19 protein-coding genes are annotated in these 16663 nt (G+C 73.3%); 14 read left to right on the plus strand and 5 right to left on the minus strand.

Features of this window, described 5'->3' with window-relative positions:
• Positions 1 to 270 precede the first annotated feature (270 nt).
• From ABZZ17_RS11935 to ABZZ17_RS11975, 9 genes are all read left to right on the plus strand, one after another.
• Positions 271 to 1308, plus strand: a complete 1038-nt coding sequence (locus tag ABZZ17_RS11935) for a ParA family protein (RefSeq protein ID WP_356874705.1) — start codon at positions 271 to 273, stop codon at positions 1306 to 1308.
• Entirely contained in the window at positions 1293 to 1802 is a 510-nt protein-coding gene (locus ABZZ17_RS11940) for a hypothetical protein (protein ID WP_356874707.1), read from the plus strand. Before ABZZ17_RS11935 ends, ABZZ17_RS11940 begins: the two co-directional genes overlap by 16 nt.
• A 92-nt stretch (positions 1803 to 1894) precedes the next feature.
• Positions 1895 to 2902, plus strand: a complete 1008-nt coding sequence (locus ABZZ17_RS11945; RefSeq protein ID WP_356874709.1) for a segregation/condensation protein A — start codon at positions 1895 to 1897, stop codon at positions 2900 to 2902.
• On the plus strand, positions 2899 to 3513 hold the full coding sequence (gene scpB, locus ABZZ17_RS11950; RefSeq protein ID WP_356874714.1) for an SMC-Scp complex subunit ScpB: 615 nt from the start codon (positions 2899 to 2901) through the stop codon (positions 3511 to 3513). The genes ABZZ17_RS11945 and scpB overlap by 4 nt, the downstream gene beginning before the upstream one ends.
• The gene (locus ABZZ17_RS11955) at positions 3513 to 4892 is read left to right on the plus strand and encodes a pseudouridine synthase (protein ID WP_356874716.1); all 1380 of its coding nucleotides are present in this window, start codon (positions 3513 to 3515) and stop codon (positions 4890 to 4892) included. The genes scpB and ABZZ17_RS11955 overlap by 1 nt, the downstream gene beginning before the upstream one ends.
• A 118-nt stretch (positions 4893 to 5010) precedes the next feature.
• Positions 5011 to 5619 carry a nicotinamide riboside transporter PnuC gene (gene pnuC / locus ABZZ17_RS11960; RefSeq protein WP_356874718.1) on the plus strand — a complete coding sequence of 203 codons (609 nt, stop codon included), beginning with the start codon at positions 5011 to 5013 and terminating at the stop codon, positions 5617 to 5619.
• Positions 5616 to 6704, plus strand: coding sequence for an AAA family ATPase (locus tag ABZZ17_RS11965; RefSeq protein WP_356874720.1), 1089 nt, complete (start codon positions 5616 to 5618; stop codon positions 6702 to 6704). Before pnuC ends, ABZZ17_RS11965 begins: the two co-directional genes overlap by 4 nt.
• The gene (locus tag ABZZ17_RS11970) at positions 6701 to 7471 is read left to right on the plus strand and encodes an NUDIX hydrolase (RefSeq protein WP_356874722.1); all 771 of its coding nucleotides are present in this window, start codon (positions 6701 to 6703) and stop codon (positions 7469 to 7471) included. The genes ABZZ17_RS11965 and ABZZ17_RS11970 overlap by 4 nt, the downstream gene beginning before the upstream one ends.
• Positions 7468 to 8517, plus strand: a complete 1050-nt coding sequence (locus ABZZ17_RS11975) for an ADP-ribosylglycohydrolase family protein (protein WP_356874724.1) — start codon at positions 7468 to 7470, stop codon at positions 8515 to 8517. Before ABZZ17_RS11970 ends, ABZZ17_RS11975 begins: the two co-directional genes overlap by 4 nt.
• Positions 8518 to 8553: 36 nt before the next feature.
• Here the strand turns inward: ABZZ17_RS11975 and ABZZ17_RS11980 are convergent, their stop codons facing one another.
• From ABZZ17_RS11980 to ABZZ17_RS11990, 3 genes are all read right to left on the minus strand, one after another.
• Positions 8554 to 9234 (minus strand): nucleotidyltransferase domain-containing protein, encoded by a 681-nt coding sequence (locus ABZZ17_RS11980; protein WP_356874726.1) that lies wholly within the window; start codon positions 9232 to 9234, stop codon positions 8554 to 8556.
• A 28-nt stretch (positions 9235 to 9262) separates the two neighbouring features.
• Positions 9263 to 9718 carry a Rieske (2Fe-2S) protein gene (locus ABZZ17_RS11985; protein WP_356874728.1) on the minus strand — a complete coding sequence of 152 codons (456 nt, stop codon included), beginning with the start codon at positions 9716 to 9718 and terminating at the stop codon, positions 9263 to 9265.
• A gap of 78 nt (positions 9719 to 9796) precedes the next feature.
• The gene (locus ABZZ17_RS11990; protein WP_356874730.1) at positions 9797 to 10138 is read right to left on the minus strand and encodes a DUF952 domain-containing protein; all 342 of its coding nucleotides are present in this window, start codon (positions 10136 to 10138) and stop codon (positions 9797 to 9799) included.
• Between the two features lie 137 nt (positions 10139 to 10275).
• On the opposite strand from ABZZ17_RS11990, the gene ABZZ17_RS11995 reads away from it, so the two are divergent.
• From ABZZ17_RS11995 to der, 5 genes are all read left to right on the plus strand, one after another.
• Positions 10276 to 10716, plus strand: a complete 441-nt coding sequence (locus ABZZ17_RS11995) for a YidB family protein (RefSeq protein ID WP_356874732.1) — start codon at positions 10276 to 10278, stop codon at positions 10714 to 10716.
• A 187-nt stretch (positions 10717 to 10903) separates the two neighbouring features.
• A complete protein-coding gene (locus ABZZ17_RS12000; RefSeq protein WP_356874734.1) occupies positions 10904 to 11992 on the plus strand; it encodes a prephenate dehydrogenase in 1089 nt (362 codons plus the stop codon).
• A 154-nt stretch (positions 11993 to 12146) separates the two neighbouring features.
• Entirely contained in the window at positions 12147 to 12848 is a 702-nt protein-coding gene (cmk, locus tag ABZZ17_RS12005; protein ID WP_356874736.1) for a (d)CMP kinase, read from the plus strand.
• Positions 12809 to 13492: a lysophospholipid acyltransferase family protein gene (locus ABZZ17_RS12010; protein WP_356874738.1), complete on the plus strand. Its 684-nt coding sequence runs from the start codon at positions 12809 to 12811 to the stop codon at positions 13490 to 13492. The genes cmk and ABZZ17_RS12010 overlap by 40 nt, the downstream gene beginning before the upstream one ends.
• Before the next feature lie 75 nt (positions 13493 to 13567).
• On the plus strand, positions 13568 to 15031 hold the full coding sequence (gene der, locus ABZZ17_RS12015) for a ribosome biogenesis GTPase Der (RefSeq protein ID WP_356874740.1): 1464 nt from the start codon (positions 13568 to 13570) through the stop codon (positions 15029 to 15031).
• Positions 15032 to 15050: 19 nt separating this feature from the next.
• Here the strand turns inward: der and ABZZ17_RS12020 are convergent, their stop codons facing one another.
• Together ABZZ17_RS12020 and ABZZ17_RS12025 are read right to left on the minus strand one after the other, a co-directional pair.
• On the minus strand, positions 15051 to 15422 hold the full coding sequence (locus ABZZ17_RS12020; protein WP_356874742.1) for a hypothetical protein: 372 nt from the start codon (positions 15420 to 15422) through the stop codon (positions 15051 to 15053).
• Between the two features lie 227 nt (positions 15423 to 15649).
• Entirely contained in the window at positions 15650 to 16462 is an 813-nt protein-coding gene (locus ABZZ17_RS12025) for a hypothetical protein (protein WP_356874744.1), read from the minus strand.
• Positions 16463 to 16663: the final 201 nt, after the last annotated feature.

Consider the following 16663-nt stretch of genomic DNA (forward strand, 5'->3'; position numbering starts at 1 on the left):
TGTTCGGTTGCCGACACAACGCGTCGGGTCCGGCGGATTGTGTTGCCGCTGAGCGGTGACACGCCATAGAGTCGCCAACCGTCGGCATGGTGCAACGCTGACCTATCGATAAGTGTCCTGGTCACGTCCGAGGAGGTAAGACGACTTGTGAATGAGTCGACATTTGCTCCTGGGGGTGGTCGAGCAGGGACGCCTGAGCGGGCCCAGGGTCCTGCCGGGCTCGAAGCTGTCGGCTCCGTCGCAGTCCGCACCTTCGCAAACCACCAGCACATGACGACGCCCCAAAAGAGCATGGACGGCCTAGACGTGAACTCCAGGGCCGGCGACCTGAGCGGCGAAAAGCCCACTGGTTTCGCCGACTACGACAATGTGCCCGAGGGGCACTTCTACGACCCCGACGCGGAGTACGAACCGGACCCCGAGTACGCGGCCACTCTCGCCCCCGACGCTGCCCGCCAGCGCCGCGAGCGGATCGGCCCGACCGGACGCCCGCTGCCGTACTTCCCGATCCCGGGTCCGCTGGCCGAACACGGCCCGGCGAAGATCATCGCGATGTGCAACCAGAAGGGCGGCGTGGGCAAGACCACGTCGACCATCAACCTGGGTGCCGCGCTCGCCGAGTACGGGCGCCGCGTGCTGCTCGTCGACTTCGACCCGCAGGGCGCGCTGTCCGTGGGCCTCGGCGTGAACCCGATGGAACTCGACCTGACGGTCTACAACCTGCTCATGGAGCGGGGCATGTCGGCCGACGAGGTGCTGCTCAAGACGGCGGTCCCCAACATGGACCTGCTGCCGAGCAACATCGACCTCTCGGCCGCCGAAGTGCAGCTGGTCAGCGAGGTCGCGCGCGAGTCCACCCTCCAGCGGGCCCTCAAGCCCCTGATGGCCGACTACGACTACATCGTGATCGACTGTCAGCCCTCGCTCGGCCTGCTGACCGTGAACGCCCTGACGGCGGCTCACAAGGTCATCGTCCCGCTGGAGTGCGAGTTCTTCGCGCTGCGCGGCGTGGCGCTGCTGACCGAGACGATCGAGAAGGTGCAGGAGCGGCTCAACCCGGAGCTGGAGCTCGACGGCATCCTCGCCACGATGTACGACTCCCGTACGGTGCACAGCCGCGAGGTCCTGGCGCGCGTCGTCGAGGCGTTCGACGACCACGTCTACCACACGGTCATCGGCCGGACGGTGCGCTTCCCGGAGACCACGGTCGCCGGTGAGCCGATCACCACGTACGCGTCCAACTCCGTCGGCGCCGCCGCCTACCGCCAGCTGGCCAGGGAGGTGCTCGCCCGGTGTCCCGCCGAGTGAGTCTGCCCGGAGCCGACGAACTGTTCCGCACGACCGGGGGCACGGCCCTCCAGTCGTCCTCGCCGAGGCGGGGAGCCGACGAGGTGCCGGCCGGCGGCACGGAACACGCGGCCGCCCCGGCGGACGGCACGGCGAGGACCACGGGAGACGGCCGCGTCCGGGAGGGCGGCGACCCGGCGGTGGGCGCGCAGCGCAGGCCGCAGGAAGGTTCTGCCACTGCCGCCGGGGCGTCCTCGCCCCGGTCCGGCAAGGGGCAGGGCCGGGGCGCGAACCGGCGGCCGAGCGGCCGCGAGCGGCACGACGAGAAGATCACGGTCTACGTCTCCGCCGAGGAGCTCATGGACCTGGAGCACGCCCGGCTGGTCCTGCGCGGCGAGCACGGGCTGGCCGTGGACCGCGGCCGCATCGTCCGCGAGGCGGTCGCCGTGGTCCTGGCGGACCTGGAGTCCCGCGGGGACGCCAGCATCCTCGTACGCCGCCTGCGCGGCCGCTGATCCGGCCCGGGCCCCAGGGCATAGGCTGCGTCCGGGGGCGGGCGGTGCCCGCCCGGCCGTAAGCCGAACCCTCCGCACCACCCTGGACCGCGATGCCCCCGCACGACGACCCCGCCCGTCCCGCCCGCCCGGCCCGCCGGAGTCTGGGCCGCGGGAGCCTGGGCCGCGAGCCGGGAGCGGCCGAGGAGCCCCTGACGGGCCCGCCGCAGGACGTCCCGGACGAGGAGACCCCCGAGGCCCCCCGGGCCGCCGACACCCCCGCCGAGCCCCGCCAGGAGGCCGCGGGGGAGGGCGAGGCCCCCGGTGACGGACGGTTCACGCTGCGGCTCGCCAACTTCGAGGGCCCCTTCGACCTCCTGCTCCAGCTGATCTCGCGGCACAAGCTCGACGTCACCGAGGTGGCGCTGTCCGAGGTCACCGACGAGTTCATGGCGCACATCCGTGCCATGGGCCCCGACTGGGACCTCGACCAGACCACCGAGTTCCTGGTGGTGGCGGCCACCCTCCTCGACCTGAAGGCGGCCCGGCTGCTGCCCGCCGCCGAGGTGGAGGACGAGGCCGACCTCGCCCTGCTGGAGGCGCGGGACCTGCTCTTCGCGCGGCTGCTCCAGTACCGGGCGTACAAGCGGATCGCCGAGATCTTCGAGCTGCGGGCCGAGGATGAGGGCAGGCGGTACCCCCGCACGGTCGGCCTGGAGCCGCACCACGCGGACCTGCTGCCCGAGGTGGTCATCAGCATCGGCGCCGAGGGCTTCGCCCGGCTGGCGGTGCGGGCCATGCAGCCCAGGGCCAGGCCCGAGGTGTACGTCGACCACATCCACGCCCCGCTCGTCAGCGTGCGGGAGCAGGCGGGACACCTCGTACGCCTGCTCAAGGCGCGGGGCGAGGCGACCTTCCAGGAGCTGACCGAGGACGCCCCGGACACCCTGACCGTCGTCGCGCGGTTCCTGGCGCTGCTGGAGCTCTACCGGGAGAAGGCCGTCGTCCTCGACCAGGAGGAGGCCCTGCGGACCCTCACGGTGCGCTGGAGCGGCGGGGACGGGGACGGAATGCCGAAGGTCACCGACGAGTTCGACCAGGTCGTGGAGGCGGGCGAATGACACAGGCGCTGGACGTCAAGGGCGCCCTGGAGGCCGTCCTGATGGTCGTGGACGAACCCGCGACCACGGAACACCTCGCCAAGGTGCTGGAGCGCACCCCGCGCGAGGTGGCCGACGCCCTGCGCGAGCTCGCCGACGAGTACACCGTGCAGCGCAGGGGCTTCGAGCTGCGGCCGGTCGCCGGCGGCTGGCGGTTCTACACCCGGCCCGAGTACGCACGGGCCGTCGAGGCCTTCGTCCTGGACGGCCAGCAGGCCCGGCTCACCCAGGCGGCCCTGGAGACCCTGGCGGTCGTCGCGTACCGCCAGCCGGTCAGCCGGTCGAGGGTCTCGGCGGTCCGCGGAGTCAACTGCGACGGGGTCATGCGGACCCTCCTGCAGCGGGGTCTGGTGGCCGAGGCGGGGACGGAACCCGAAACAGGTGCGATCCTGTACAGGACGACGAACTACTTTCTGGAGCGGATGGGCCTGCGCGGCCTGGACGAGCTCCCGGAGCTCGCGCCCTTCCTCCCCGAGGCGGACGCGATCGAAGCCGAGACGCAAGAGGGTGTTCCGTCGTTCGATCCGGATGCACCGGATACCTCTGAAGACGACAAGACGACGGAACTTTGATGCGAAGCAGCGGCAACGGTAACGGCAACGGCGGCGGCAACAGGAACAGCAGCGGCGGCGGTGGCGGCGCACGCGGCGGCAGCTCCCGCGGCGGCTCGGGCTCGGGCGGCGGCAGCCGCGGAAGCGGCTCCGGCGGCGGTGGCTACCGCGGCGGCTCGGGCAGCGGCGGCTCCGGCGGCGGCTACCGCGGCGGCTCGGGCGGCGGCAGCTCCTCCGGCGGCTACCGGGGCGGCTCGGGCGGCGGCTACCAGGGTGGCGGCGGCTACCAGGGCGGCTCCGACTCGCGCGACCGCGACCAGCCGGCGCCCCGCATCCGCAACCCCCGCCCCGAGGAGCGCCGCTACGACGTCGGCCCCGAGGGCGAGCGCAACGGCCGCGGCGGTGCCAAGGCGGGCGGCGGCGGTGCCCGCGGCGCCGCCGACGGCGGCCGGGGCGGCTCCGGTGCCCGTGGCGCCGCGGCGCGCGGTGGCGCCAAGGGCGGCCCCAAGACCTCCAAGACCCCCGGCATCGGCGGGGCCGGCGGCCCGCGCCGCGGTCCCGGCAGCCGCAGCGGCCAGTCCCGCCCGCGCGAGCTGGACGCGCGGATCGAGGAGCGCGTGCGCGACCGGTACGCCGACAAGCCCGTGATCAAGACCCCGAAGACCTTCCCGGGTGCCGAGGAGGAGGGCGAGCGCCTGCAGAAGGTCCTCGCCCGCGCCGGCATGGGTTCGCGCCGCGCCTGCGAGGAGCTCATCGAGCAGGCCCGCGTCGAGGTCAACGGCGAGATCGTGCTGGAGCAGGGCAAGCGCGTCCTGCCGAAGGACGAGATCAAGGTCGACGGCCTGACCGTCGCCACCCAGTCGTACCTGTTCTTCGCGCTGAACAAGCCCGCCGGCGTCGTCTCCACCATGGAGGACCCCGACGGCCGCCAGTGCCTCGGCGACTACGTCACCAACCGTGAGACGCGTCTCTTCCACGTCGGCCGGCTCGACACCGAGACCGAGGGCATCATCCTGCTCACCAACCACGGCGAGCTGGCGCACCGCCTCACGCACCCGAAGTACGGCGTGAAGAAGACCTACGTCGCCGCGATCACCGGCCCGCTGCCGCGCGAGATCGGCAAGCGCCTCAAGGACGGCATCGAGCTGGAGGACGGCTACGCCCGCGCCGACCACTTCCGCGTCGTCGACCAGGTCGGCAAGAACTACCTGGTCGAGGTGACCCTCCACGAGGGCCGCAAGCACATCGTGCGCCGCATGATGGCGGAGGCCGGCTTCCCGGTCGAGAAGCTCGTCCGGACCTCCTTCGGCCCGATCGAGCTCGGTGACCAGAAGTCCGGCTGGCTGCGCCGCCTGACCAACACCGAGGTCGGCATGCTGATGCGCGAGGTCGGTCTGTAACCCCTCCCGTTCCCCGAGAAGAGCCCGCGGCGCCCCGGCGCCGCGGGCTCTTCCGCTTGTCAGGCCGTCCCGCCCCTGTTTATAGTCAGGATGACTATTAAAGGGAGCGGGGGCCGTCATGGGCTGGAGTACGAGCTGGACCGAGATCCTCGGGTTCGCCACGGGGGCCGTCTGCGTCTGGCTGGTGGGCCGGCAGCACGTCGCGAACTGGCCGGTCGGCATCGCCAACAACGTCTTCTTCATCGTGCTCTTCACCCAGGCCGGCCTCTACGCCGACGCCGGGCTCCAGATCGTCTTCATCGCCCTCGCCGCCTTCGGCTGGTGGACCTGGACCCACGGGGGTGGACCAGGAACCGCGGGAGCCCTGCCGGTGCGCCGCACCACGCGCGCCGAATGGGCCTGGCTGATCGCGGCGGGGGCGGTAGGAACCACCGCGCTGACCCTCCTGCTGGACCGGGTCACCGACTCCACCGTGCCGTTCTGGGACGCGCTGACCACCGCCCTCTCGCTCATGGCCACCTACGGGCAGTGCCGCAAGCGCCTGGAGTCCTGGTGGCTGTGGATCGCCGCCGACCTCGTCTACGTCCCGCTCTACGCCTACAAGGGGCTGTACCTGACCTCGGTCCTGTACACCGGCTTCCTCGCCCTGTGCGTGGCCGGGCTGATCGGCTGGCGGCGCACCCTGCCGGCGCGGGACGCCCGTACGGCCGTCGGGGCGGCGGCATGAGCGCCGGCGAGCGGTACGGGCACGGGCTGGTGCTGGGCAAGTTCTACCCGCCGCACGCCGGCCACCACCACCTCGTGCGCACGGCCCAGGACCGGTGCGAGCGGCTGACCGTACTGGTCTGCGCCGCCTCCGTGGAGTCGGTGCCGCTCGCCGACCGGGTCGCCTGGATGCGCGAGGAACACCCCGGTGCGGACGTGGTCGGCGCCGTCGACGACATCCCGGTCGACCTGCACGACCCGGCGGTCTGGGAGGCCCACATGGCGATCTTCCGGAGCGCGGTGGGCCGGCCCGTGGACGCCGTGTTCACCTCCGAGGCGTACGGGACGGAACTCGCGCGGCGGTTCGGGGCGCAGGAGGTCTGCGTGGACCCGGAGCGGACGCTGTTCCCCGTCTCCGGGACGGCCGTGCGCGCGGATCCCGTGGCGTGCTGGGAGTTCCTGGGACCGGCCGTGCGGGCCGCCCTGACCCGGCGGGTCGTCGTCCTGGGCGCCGAGTCCACCGGGACCACGACCCTGTCGCGGGACCTGGCGGCGCACTACCGGGCGCGGGGCGGGGTCTGGGCCGGGACGGGCTGGGTCGCCGAGTACGGACGCGAGTACAGCGAGGAGAAGCTCGCCGCGGCCCGGGCGGCCGACCCGGCCGCCTCCTGGTCCGAGGTGACCTTCGCCTCGCGGGAGTTCCCCGTGATCGCCCGCCGCCAGGAGGAGGCCGAGGAACGGGCGGCCCGGCTCGGCTCGCCCGTCCTCTTCTGCGACACCGACTCCTTCGCGACCGGCATCTGGCACGAGCGGTACCTGGGCGGCCGCAACGCCGAGGTCGAGAAGATCGCCGCCCTGACCCGCCGGGACCTGTACCTGCTGACCGACGACGCCGGGGTGCCCTTCGAGGACGACGGGCTGCGGGACGGCCCGCAGCTGCGGCCGTGGATGACCGGCCGGTTCCGGGAGGAACTGGAGGCGACCGGACGGCGCTTCCTCGTCCTGCGCGGGGACCGGCGCACCCGGCTGGAGACGGCCGTCACGGCGGTCGACGCCCTCATCGCCGAAGGCCACCACTTCGCGGACCCCCTCCCGGAGAAGCGGTGAACGGGCCGGGGCCGGCGGGCGGTCCCCCCGCGCGCGGTCCGCAGGACTACGACCCCCACGCCTTCGAGCCGTTCGCGGTGACCGTCGACCTCGCCGTCCTCACCGTGCGCGGCGGCGCCCTGCACGTGCTGCTGATCCGCCGCGGCCAGGAACCGTACGCGGGTGCCTGGGCGCTCCCCGGCGGCTTCGTCCTGCCCCGGGAGTCCGCCGAGACGGCCGCGCGCCGCGAACTGGCCGAGGAGACCGGTCTGGCCGAGGCCCTCGTCGCGGACCTGCACCTGGAACAGCTGCGCACCTACAGCGAACCGGACCGGGACCCCCGGATGCGGGTGGTGTCGGTGGCCTTCACCGCCCTGGTCCCGGACATGCCCGAACCGGCCGCGGAAGGCGGCGGCGACGCCGACGGGGCCCGGTGGGTGCGCGTCGAGGACGCCGCGGACCTGGCCTTCGACCACGCGCGGATCCTGGCCGACGCCCGGGAGCGGGTGGGCTCGAAGCTGGAGTACACCTGCCTGGCCACCGCCTTCTGCCCGCCCGAGTTCACCCTCGGCGAGCTCCAGGCCGTCTACGAGACGGTCTGGGGCACCGCCCTCGACCGGCCCAACTTCCGCCGCAAGGTGCTCGCGACGCCCGGCTTCGTCGAGGCCGTGCCCGGCGCCGCCCGGCTGACCGGCGGCCGCGGCAAACCGGCCGCGCTCCACCGGGCGGGACCGGCGACCACCCTCCACCCTCCCCTGCTCCGACCCCCGGAAGGCTTCGCCCGATGACGACGAACACGACGACGGCCCGCGCGCCGAGGACGACCGCCAAGCGCCCCGCGACCGGAGCCCTCGTCGGCCTGGCCCTGGGCGACGCCCTGGGGTTCCCGACGGAGTTCAACGACGTCCCCTCGATCCTGGCCAAGACCGGGCCGTGGCGGGAGATGGCCCTGCCGCGTCCGGCGATCGTCACCGACGACACCCAGATGACGCTGGCCCTGGCCCGCGGCATGCGGACGGCCGGCGAGCGGGGCCGCGTCGGCCCGCTGCGGCTCGCCCGGCCGGTCCGGGAGGAGTTCGTCGACTGGTACCACTCCCCGGAGAACAACCGCGCGCCCGGCCGCACCTGCATGACGGCCTGCCGGCTGCTGGACCACCCGGAGCGGGACTGGCGGGACGCCAGCCAGATCGGCTCCAAGGGCTGCGGCGCGAACATGCGCGTGGCGCCCGTCGGGCTGGTGCCCGGCTGGACCGAGGAGGAACGCGCCGGGGCGGCCCAGCTCCAGTCGGCCCTCACCCACGGCCACCCGACCGCCCTCGCCGCATCCGACCTCACCGCCCGGGCGGTCCACCTGCTCGCCGGCGGCACCGAAGTGACCGGCCTGGTCGGCCGGCTGCGCTCGTACGCACTGGAGAACCGCACCCGCTACCACGAGCGCTGGCTCGGCGACCTCTGGACGCGCACCGCCTCCGACGCCTCGCCGGAGTCCTTCATGGCGCGGGGCTGGGACGACTGCCTGGGCGTCCTGGACCGGCTCGCGGCGGCCCTGCGCACGCCCTCCCCGGAAACCGACCCCTGCCTGACCACCGGCGCCGGCTGGATAGCGGAGGAGGCCCTGGCCACGGCCCTCCAGTGCTTCCTGCTCTTTCCGGAGGAACCCCTCCTGGCCCTGCGCCGCGCGGCCTGCACGTCGGGCGACTCCGACTCGATCGCCTGCCTCGCCGGCGCGTTCGCGGGAGCCCACCTCGGCGCGGACGCCTGGCCCCGCGACTGGGAGGGCCGCATCGAGTACCGGGACGAACTCCTGGCCTTCGGCGCCCTCTGGGACGCGTGACGGCGTGACTGCGTGATCGTGTGACCGTGTAACCGCCTACGCCGCCGAGGCGCGGCGCCAGTGGTGCAGGAAGGACTCGACGCGGGCGCGGTCGGGTTCGGGCGGGAGGGGGCTGGTGGTGAGGGCCGCGTCGGACGCGTCGGCGAGGCGGGTCATCCAGGCGTCGACCTCTTCCCACGACAGTTCGCCCCGCTTGACCGCGAGGAGGCGCTCGCGGTCGGGGCCCGCGTCGATCGTGAGGCGGCCCGTGCGGAGCAGGTCGCGGCAGGATCCGAGGAGCCGCAGCAGGTGCATGGCGTGCTTCCAGCGCGGGGCGCCGTGCAGCCGGACGTCCGCGAGGAGCTTGCCGTGCTGGGACTTCGCGTAGCGGGTGAAGGTGGTGTGGGCCCGGCGGGAGAGGAAGGCCTCGCGCAGGGAGAGGAGTTCCTCTCCGGCCGGGGTGATCCGTTCGGTCAGGGGGGAGTGCAGGCACTCCAGGATGTTCGGGTTGGCCCGCAGCGCGAGTTCGCAGAAGCGTTCCAGCTCCCAGGAGAACTCCTCCTCCCGGGGCCCCTCCACGTGCGTAGGCGGCTTGTCGAACCGCCAGAACAGCGGCGTCGGGGCGAGGTAGACACCGCGCCGGTCGGTGTCGCTCGCCTCCGTCGCCAGGCCGAAGGCACGGGAGCCCATCACGCAGGCGTAGATCGTGTGGTCCCGTACCAGGGTGAGGTCGTCCATCCCGGGAGGTTAGGCGGGGAGCGTTCCGCTAGGCGAGCGAGATATTGCCGTCCGCCGCCACCGTGATCTTCTTCTCGGGCAGCGGCCGGGTGGCCGGACCCTTCGTCACGGCACCGTCCGTGTCCTTGAACCTGCTGCCGTGGCAAGGGCAGTCGATCTCCCCGTCCTGGACCTTGTCGACGAGGCAGCCCGAGTGCGTGCACACCGCCGAGAAGCAGCGGAAGGACCCGGCGGTCGGCTGGGTGACCACCAGCTTCTCCGCCTTGAGGACCTTGCCGCCGCCGACCGGCACCTCCGAGGACTTGACCAGTGCCTTCGCGGCCGGGGCCGCGGCGGACCCGCTCGGCTCCGCGACGGACGCGCCGCCCGACTCGCCCGCCGGCTCGTCGCCGCCGCCTCCGCAGGCGGCGAGCGTGCCGGCGGCGAGGGCGGCGGCTCCGGCCGCGAGTACGGTGCGCCGGGCGGTGTGCGTGGGGTCGTTCATGGGATCTCCTCGCTGGGGTGCCGGGATGGCGAGCATCCTGGCGTGTGGAGGGCCCCAGGTGAAGCCCGCCACACCGGTTCAGACCCCGGGCTCCCGGCGGGTCAGTTCCGCCGGGCGGCCGGGGGTGCGTACGACCTCCCACACGCGGGCCACCGCGTTCCGGTTCAACGGACCGTGAACGTGGGGGTAGCGGTCGCCGGATTCACCCGCCCGGCGGACCTCCGACGTGAGCGCCGCCTCGTCCAGCTCCACGGCGAGCAGGGTGCCGGGCACCTCCCGGTAGTGGGACTCCACGATGGCGAGCGCGGTCGCGCGGTCCGCCGAACAGTGGACGAAGCCCTCGGAGGCGAGCGAGGGAGGGGCGTACGGGAACTCCGGCGCGGCGTTCCAGTCGGCGAGGGGGACGATGTGAAAGATCATGACGGCCGTTGTACCGCACCGGCCGGAGGGCGTTGCGCCGAGTGGCGATACGGGTCGATCCGGGTGACATTGTCCGTGTCTCGAAGCCGGGCCCTCCGCTGGGTGTGCGGCCCGGTCCCTCTTCGAAAGGCATGACCATGGCGGGTAACGACCTCGGCTCCCTTCTCGGCAGTCTGCTCGGCGGTGGCGGTCAAGGCGGTCAGGGCGGTGGCGCGGGCAACATCCTCGGCGCGCTGCTCGGAGCCCTCGGCGGCGGGGGCGGAGGCCAGGGTGCCCAGGCCGCGGGCGGCGGCAACCCGCTGGGCGGGCTGATGGACATGCTGACCAAGTCCGGTCTGGCCGACCAGGCGCAGTCCTGGCTCGGCACCGGCGAGAACAAGGCCGTCAGCGGGGCGGAGATCGCCGACGCGCTGCCGGACGAGGTCCTCCAGAAGGCCGCGGGCCAGGCCGGCGTCAGCCCTGAGCAGGCCGCCGACCAGATCGCCCAGGCGCTGCCCACGGCCGTCGACAAGCTGTCGCCGCAAGGTCAGCTGCCGACCGGTTCGCTGGAGGACATCATCAAGCAGCAGAAGTTCTAGCCCCGGATCCCGCAGTCCGGATCCCGCAGTCCGGATCCCGCACTCCGGATCCCGGTCCGGATCCCGCGGTCCCGGATCCGACGAGGGCCCGGCCGCCGTCCCACGGGGTGGCCGCCGGGCCCTCGCGCCGTACGGGCTGGCTACCCTGAGTCAGGCCCCGCCGTCCGCGATCACCCTGGAGCACCCCGTGAGAACCGCCGTCGTCATCGGAACCGGACTGATCGGCACCTCCGCGGCGCTCGCCCTGACCGGCCGAGGCATCACCGTCCACCTCGTCGACCACGACCCCTCGCAGGCCCGTACCGCCGCGGCCCTCGGCGCGGGCACCGACGAGGCGCCGGAGAACCGCGTCGACCTCGCCGTCGTGGCCGTCCCCCCGGCCCACGTGGCGGCCGCCCTGGCCGACGCGATCGGCCGCGGCCTCGCCCGCGCCTACGTGGACGTCGCCAGCGTCAAGGGCGGACCGCGCCGCGAACTCGCCGCGCTGGGCGTCGACGCGACGGCGTACATCGGAACCCATCCGATGGCCGGCAAGGAACGCTCCGGACCCCTGGCCGCGACGGCCGACCTCTTCGAGGGCCGCCCCTGGGTGCTCACGCCGACCCGCGACACCGACCACGAGGTGCTGAACCTCGCGCTGGAACTGGTCGCCCTGTGCCGGGCCGTCCCCGTCGTGATGGACGCCGACGCCCACGACCGGGCGGTGGCGCTGGTCTCGCACACCCCGCAGCTCGTGTCCAGCATGGTCGCGGCCCGGCTGGAGGAGGCGGACGAGACGGCGGTGCGGCTCTGCGGGCAGGGCATCCGGGACGTCACGCGGATCGCGGCGTCGGACCCGCGGATGTGGGTGGAGATCCTGTCGGCCAACCCGGGTCCGGTCGCCGACGTCCTGTCCGGGATCGCCGCCGACCTGGAGGAGACCGTGGAGGCCCTGCGCGGACTCCAGTCCTCCGACGAGGCCAAGCGCCGCGGCGGCGCCGCCGGCATCGAGGACGTCCTCAGGCGCGGCAACGCGGGGCGCGTCCGCGTCCCGGGCAAGCACGGCGCGGCCCCCACCGCGTACGAGACGGTCGGGGTGTTCATCAGCGACCGCCCCGGAGAACTGGCGCGCATCTTCGCGGACGCGGGCCGGGCCGGGGTCAACATCGAGGACGTGCGCATCGAGCACGCCACCGGCCAGCAGGCCGGCCTGGTCCAGCTCATGGTCGAGCCGCGCGCCGTTCCCGGCCTGGAGGCCGAGCTGCGCGAGCGGGGCTGGGCGCTGCGCCAGCAGTAGCCGCCGGAACCGGCCGCGGGACGGGCGGCGGGACGGGCCGTAAGACCGGCCGCGGCACGGGCGGAATCAGCGGGTGCCGGGGGCCGGTAACCTGGGGGAGGGGCGCTTTTGGCGCGCCCGGACACGTACGCGCAACCAGGAAGGTGCCCGCACCGTGGAAACCGCAGCTCCGTCCGCCGTGATCGTCGCCATCGACGGTCCCTCCGGCACGGGCAAGTCCAGCACCTCCAAGGCCGTGGCAGCCAAGCTCGGACTCCGCTACCTGGACACCGGCGCCCAGTACCGGGCCATCACCTGGTGGATGATCACCAACGGCGTCGACACCGACGACCCGCAGGCCATCGCGGTCGCCGCCGGCAAGCCCTCCCTCGTGTCCGGTACGGATCCGGCCGCGCCCACGATCACCGTGGACGGCCTGGACGCCGCCGGCCCCATCCGCTCCAGGGAGGTCACCTCCAAGGTCAGCGCCGTCAGCGCCGTCCCCGAGGTGCGCACCCTGATCACGGACCTCCAGCGCTCCATCGCCGCCGAGGCGGCGGAGGCGGGCGCCGGGATCGTCGTCGAGGGCCGGGACATCGGCACCACCGTCCTGCCCGCCGCCGACCTCAAGGTGTTCCTGACGGCCTCGGCCGAGGCCCGCGCCGCCCGCCGCAGCGGGGAACTGCGCGGCAAGGAGGCCGCGGACCTCGCGGCCACCAGGGAAGCCCTGATCAAGCGGGACGCCGCCGACTCCGGCCGCAAGACGTCCCCGCTGGCCAAGGCCGACGACGCCGTCGAGGTGGACACCACCGAGCTCACCCTCGACCAGGTCGTCGAATGCGTCGTGACCCTGGTCGAAGAGCGGCGCGCCAGGTGACCTCAACGCCCTCCTCCAAGGGTGCGGCGGTCGGCAGGCGCATCGGCATCGGGCTCATGTACGGGCTGTGGAAGCCGCGCGTGCTGGGTGCCTGGAAGGTGCCCGCCTCCGGCCCCGTCATCCTGGCGGTGAACCACTCCCACAACATCGACGGGCCCATGGTCATGGGCACCGCCCCGCGCCCGCTGCACTTCCTGATCAAGAAGGAAGCCTACGTGGGCCCGCTCGGCCCCTTCCTGGAAGGGATCGGGCAGGTCAAGGTGGACCGCACCGGCGCGGACCGGACCGCCATCACCCGCGCCCTCGGCGTCCTGGACAACGGAGGCGCCCTGGGGATCTTCCCCGAGGGCACCCGCGGCGACGGCGAATTCGCGTCCCTGCGCGCCGGACTCGCGTACTTCGCGGTCCGCAGCGGCGCCCCGATAGTGCCCGTCGCCGTCCTGGGCAGCACCGAGGCCAAGGGCCGCGTCGTCAAGGGGCTGCCGCCGCTGCGCAGCCGCGTCGACGTGGTCTTCGGCTCCGCCTTCGACGCCGGGGACGGCACGGGCCGCCGTACGCGGACCGCGCTGGACGCGGCCACCGTACGCATCCAGGACCGGCTGACCGCCCACCTGGCCGACGCCAAGCGCCTCACCGGGCGCTGAGCGAGACTTGACCTAGTAGTGGAACCGCGCTGCGCGGGTGCCACCGATCACCACGAACGACGAGGAACGGACTTCATGAACGACCAGCACGACCACGGAGCACTTGGCGACGCCGAGTACGCGGAGTTCATGGAGCTCGCCGCGGAGGAAGGCTTCGACGTCGAGGACGTCGAGGGCGCGATCCAGGAGGCGGGCCACGGCCCGCTGCCCGTGCTCGCCGTCGTCGGCCGCCCGAACGTCGGCAAGTCGACCCTGGTGAACCGCATCATCGGCCGCCGCGAGGCAGTCGTCGAGGACAAGCCGGGCGTGACCCGCGACCGCGTGACCTACGAGGCGGAGTGGGCAGGCCGCCGCTTCAAGGTCGTCGACACCGGCGGCTGGGAGCAGGACGTCCTCGGCATCGACGCCTCCGTCGCCGCCCAGGCCGAGTACGCCATCGAGGCCGCCGACGCGGTCGTCTTCGTCGTGGACGCCAAGGTCGGCGCCACCGACACCGACGAGGCCGTCGTCAAGCTGCTGCGCCGGGCCGGCAAGCCCGTCGTGCTGTGCGCCAACAAGGTCGACGGCCAGAGCGGCGAGGCCGACGCGGCCTCCCTGTGGTCCCTGGGCCTCGGCATGCCGCACCCGGTCTCCTCGCTGCACGGCCGCGGCACGGGCGACATGCTCGACGCCGTGCTGGAAGCGCTGCCGGAGGCCCCCGAGCAGACCTTCGGCGGGGCCCCCCTCGGCGGCCCGCGCCGGATCGCGCTGATCGGCCGCCCGAACGTCGGCAAGTCCTCCCTCCTGAACAAGGTCGCGAAGGAGGACCGGGTCGTCGTCAACGAGCTGGCCGGCACCACCCGCGACCCGGTCGACGAGCTGATCGAGCTCGGTGGCGTCACCTGGAAGTTCGTCGACACCGCCGGCATCCGCAAGAAGGTGCACCTCCAGCAGGGCGCCGACTACTACGCCTCCCTGCGCACGGCCGCCGCCGTCGAGAAGGCGGAGGTCGCGGTCATCCTGATCGACACGACCGAGAGCATCAGCGTCCAGGACCAGCGCATCATCACCATGGCCGTCGAGGCCGGGCGCGCGATCGTCATCGCCTACAACAAGTGGGACGAGCTCGACGAGGAGCGCCGCTACTACCTCGAGCGCGAGATCGAGACCGAGATGCAGCAGGTCGCCTGGGCGCCCCGGGTGAACGTCTCGGCGCTCACCGGCCGCCACATGGAGAAGCTGGTCCCGGCCATCGAGACCGCACTCGCCGGCTGGGAGACCCGTGTCCCCACCGGCCGGCTGAACGCCTTCCTCGGCGAGGTCGTGGCCGCGCACCCGCACCCGATCCGCGGCGGCAAGCAGCCCCGCATCCTGTTCGGCACCCAGGCGGGCAGCAAGCCGCCGCGGTTCGTCCTCTTCGCCTCCGGCTTCCTGGAGCACGGCTACCGCCGCTTCATCGAACGCCGCCTCCGCGAGGAGTTCGGCTTCGAGGGCACCCCGATCCACATCTCGGTGCGGGTGCGCGAGAAGCGCGGCGCGCAGTACAAGAAGAAGAAGTAGCAGCGGTACCGGCGCGGGGTCAGTAGCCCCGGCGCGGAGCGGGCGGCAGGGCCGCCGGGATGTGCTGCATCCCGGTCTGGTGCTGCCGCCCGCCGCCGTATCCGGACCCGGTGGTGCCGGCGTGGGCGTACGAGGGCTGCGGGGCGGGTGCGGGCGGCACCGGGGCGTACGAGGGCTGCCAGGGGTCGCTCTGCCATGCGGAACCGTTCCATCCGCTGCTGTAGGAGCTGTACGGGCTCCCCTGCGAGAACGCCGTGAAGCCGAGGTCCTCCTCGCCCGTCCGGTCTCCCGGCAGGGCCCGGAAGGCGCGCAGGTACTCCGAGTAGAGCGTGTCGTAGATCGGGGTGTGCGAGGCGGCCGGAGCGTGGTCCCGGTCCCGTGAAGGGCGCATCGGGGGGACGCTGCTCGGATAGGACGGGGCGCGGGATGGGTCGTATGAATGCACGTATCAGCCAACGAACCCGAGGCCCTGCGGATGCGGGGTGACGGGGCGGAAAACGCAGATCGCCGGGGGTGCGCGGGACGGACCGCGCACCCCCGGCGCATGCCTCCCGGCCCCCTCGTGAGGGGCGGGCGGCCGTCTTCCGGAGGGAAGTCTGGAGCTGGCTGGAAGGGGGATCAGGCGCCCGGCGTACCGGCCAGGGGCATGGAGGCGGCGACCAGCTTGCCGTTGCTCGCGGCCTTGTCCAGGGCGTCGCGGAGCAGGTCCTCACGGGGCTGCTGGCCGATGGAGCCCACGGGGGCGGCGTAGATCAGCACGCGCTGGGTCTTGTTGACGGCGGCCCGCCAGCCGTCGGTGACGCTCAGCGCCTGGTGCGCCTGCCACCAGGCCACCTGGGCCCCGCCGTCGACGCCCGGCTGGAGGACGGCGTGCAGCTGGCCGCCCGCGAGCAGGACGGACCAGCCGGCGAGCGCGGAGGGAACCTCGTCGGTGTCGGTGACGGGGATGAAGCCCTGCTCGATGAGGAGCGGCAGGAAGTCGTCGCCCGGGCCGGTGGTGCCGGGGCGGGCGATCGGGGCGGTCGGCTCGACGACCAGCGCGGGGTGCAGGTCTCCGTTGATCAGGACCAGACCGCTGGTGATGCCGAGGACGGCCTGGCCGCCGGGGACGGCCTGCGGCACCTCGCCGGCGGGCGCCGGGGCGGGGGCCGGGCTGTCGCCGGTGATGCTGCGGACCGCGCCCTGCAACTGCTCCTCGGACACGGAGACGACCTGCGAGGGAATGCAGTTGGCGTGGGCGAACGCGAGGACGGCGGTCTCCTCGCCGACGAACAGCACCGTGCTGGTGGGGTCTCTCTCGGGGTCGCCGGGGGTACGGCAGGAGGTGCAGTCGTAACTGCGCGGGGCGTCGTCGCCGGTGAGCAGCCTGTCGGCTTCTTCGTCACCGATCTCGGCACGTACCTCAAGACTGACGTCGAGCATGCGCGGCACGGGGTGGCTCCTCATTCGTGCGGAGGCCGGGAGGCTCCCGGCTCGCCGGGCTCAACGCGGGAGCGGCGGCCGGGGTCACGCCGTTTGAGGGAACGGAATCGAACCTGACACCCGGAAGAGTGAACCGTCCGGCGGCCGCTTCGTGTTCGTGTCAACTGTTGCCTGGTTGTGCGCAGTTGGTGGCTGCCGATGGCCGTTTGA

This window comes from Streptomyces sp. NPDC006512, assembly GCF_040611935.1.
GTDB lineage: Bacteria > Actinomycetota > Actinomycetes > Streptomycetales > Streptomycetaceae > Streptomyces.

What these genes read in the sequence shown, in the direction of transcription:
- ABZZ17_RS11935 (WP_356874705.1), top strand. Translation starts at nt 271, where the DNA reads ATGACGACGCCCCAAAAGAGCATGGACGGCCTAGACGTGAACTCCAGG.
- ABZZ17_RS11945 (WP_356874709.1), top strand. Translation starts at nt 1,895, where the DNA reads ATGCCCCCGCACGACGACCCCGCCCGTCCCGCCCGCCCGGCCCGCCGG.
- scpB (WP_356874714.1), top strand. Translation starts at nt 2,899, where the DNA reads ATGACACAGGCGCTGGACGTCAAGGGCGCCCTGGAGGCCGTCCTGATG.
- ABZZ17_RS11955 (WP_356874716.1), top strand. Translation starts at nt 3,513, where the DNA reads ATGCGAAGCAGCGGCAACGGTAACGGCAACGGCGGCGGCAACAGGAAC.
- pnuC (WP_356874718.1), top strand. Translation starts at nt 5,011, where the DNA reads ATGGGCTGGAGTACGAGCTGGACCGAGATCCTCGGGTTCGCCACGGGG.
- ABZZ17_RS11965 (WP_356874720.1), top strand. Translation starts at nt 5,616, where the DNA reads ATGAGCGCCGGCGAGCGGTACGGGCACGGGCTGGTGCTGGGCAAGTTC.
- ABZZ17_RS11975 (WP_356874724.1), top strand. Translation starts at nt 7,468, where the DNA reads ATGACGACGAACACGACGACGGCCCGCGCGCCGAGGACGACCGCCAAG.
- ABZZ17_RS11980 (WP_356874726.1), bottom strand. Translation starts at nt 9,234, where the DNA reads ATGGACGACCTCACCCTGGTACGGGACCACACGATCTACGCCTGCGTG.
- ABZZ17_RS11985 (WP_356874728.1), bottom strand. Translation starts at nt 9,718, where the DNA reads ATGAACGACCCCACGCACACCGCCCGGCGCACCGTACTCGCGGCCGGA.
- ABZZ17_RS11990 (WP_356874730.1), bottom strand. Translation starts at nt 10,138, where the DNA reads ATGATCTTTCACATCGTCCCCCTCGCCGACTGGAACGCCGCGCCGGAG.
- ABZZ17_RS11995 (WP_356874732.1), top strand. Translation starts at nt 10,276, where the DNA reads ATGGCGGGTAACGACCTCGGCTCCCTTCTCGGCAGTCTGCTCGGCGGT.
- ABZZ17_RS12010 (WP_356874738.1), top strand. Translation starts at nt 12,809, where the DNA reads ATGCGTCGTGACCCTGGTCGAAGAGCGGCGCGCCAGGTGACCTCAACG.
- der (WP_356874740.1), top strand. Translation starts at nt 13,568, where the DNA reads ATGAACGACCAGCACGACCACGGAGCACTTGGCGACGCCGAGTACGCG.
- ABZZ17_RS12020 (WP_356874742.1), bottom strand. Translation starts at nt 15,422, where the DNA reads ATGCGCCCTTCACGGGACCGGGACCACGCTCCGGCCGCCTCGCACACC.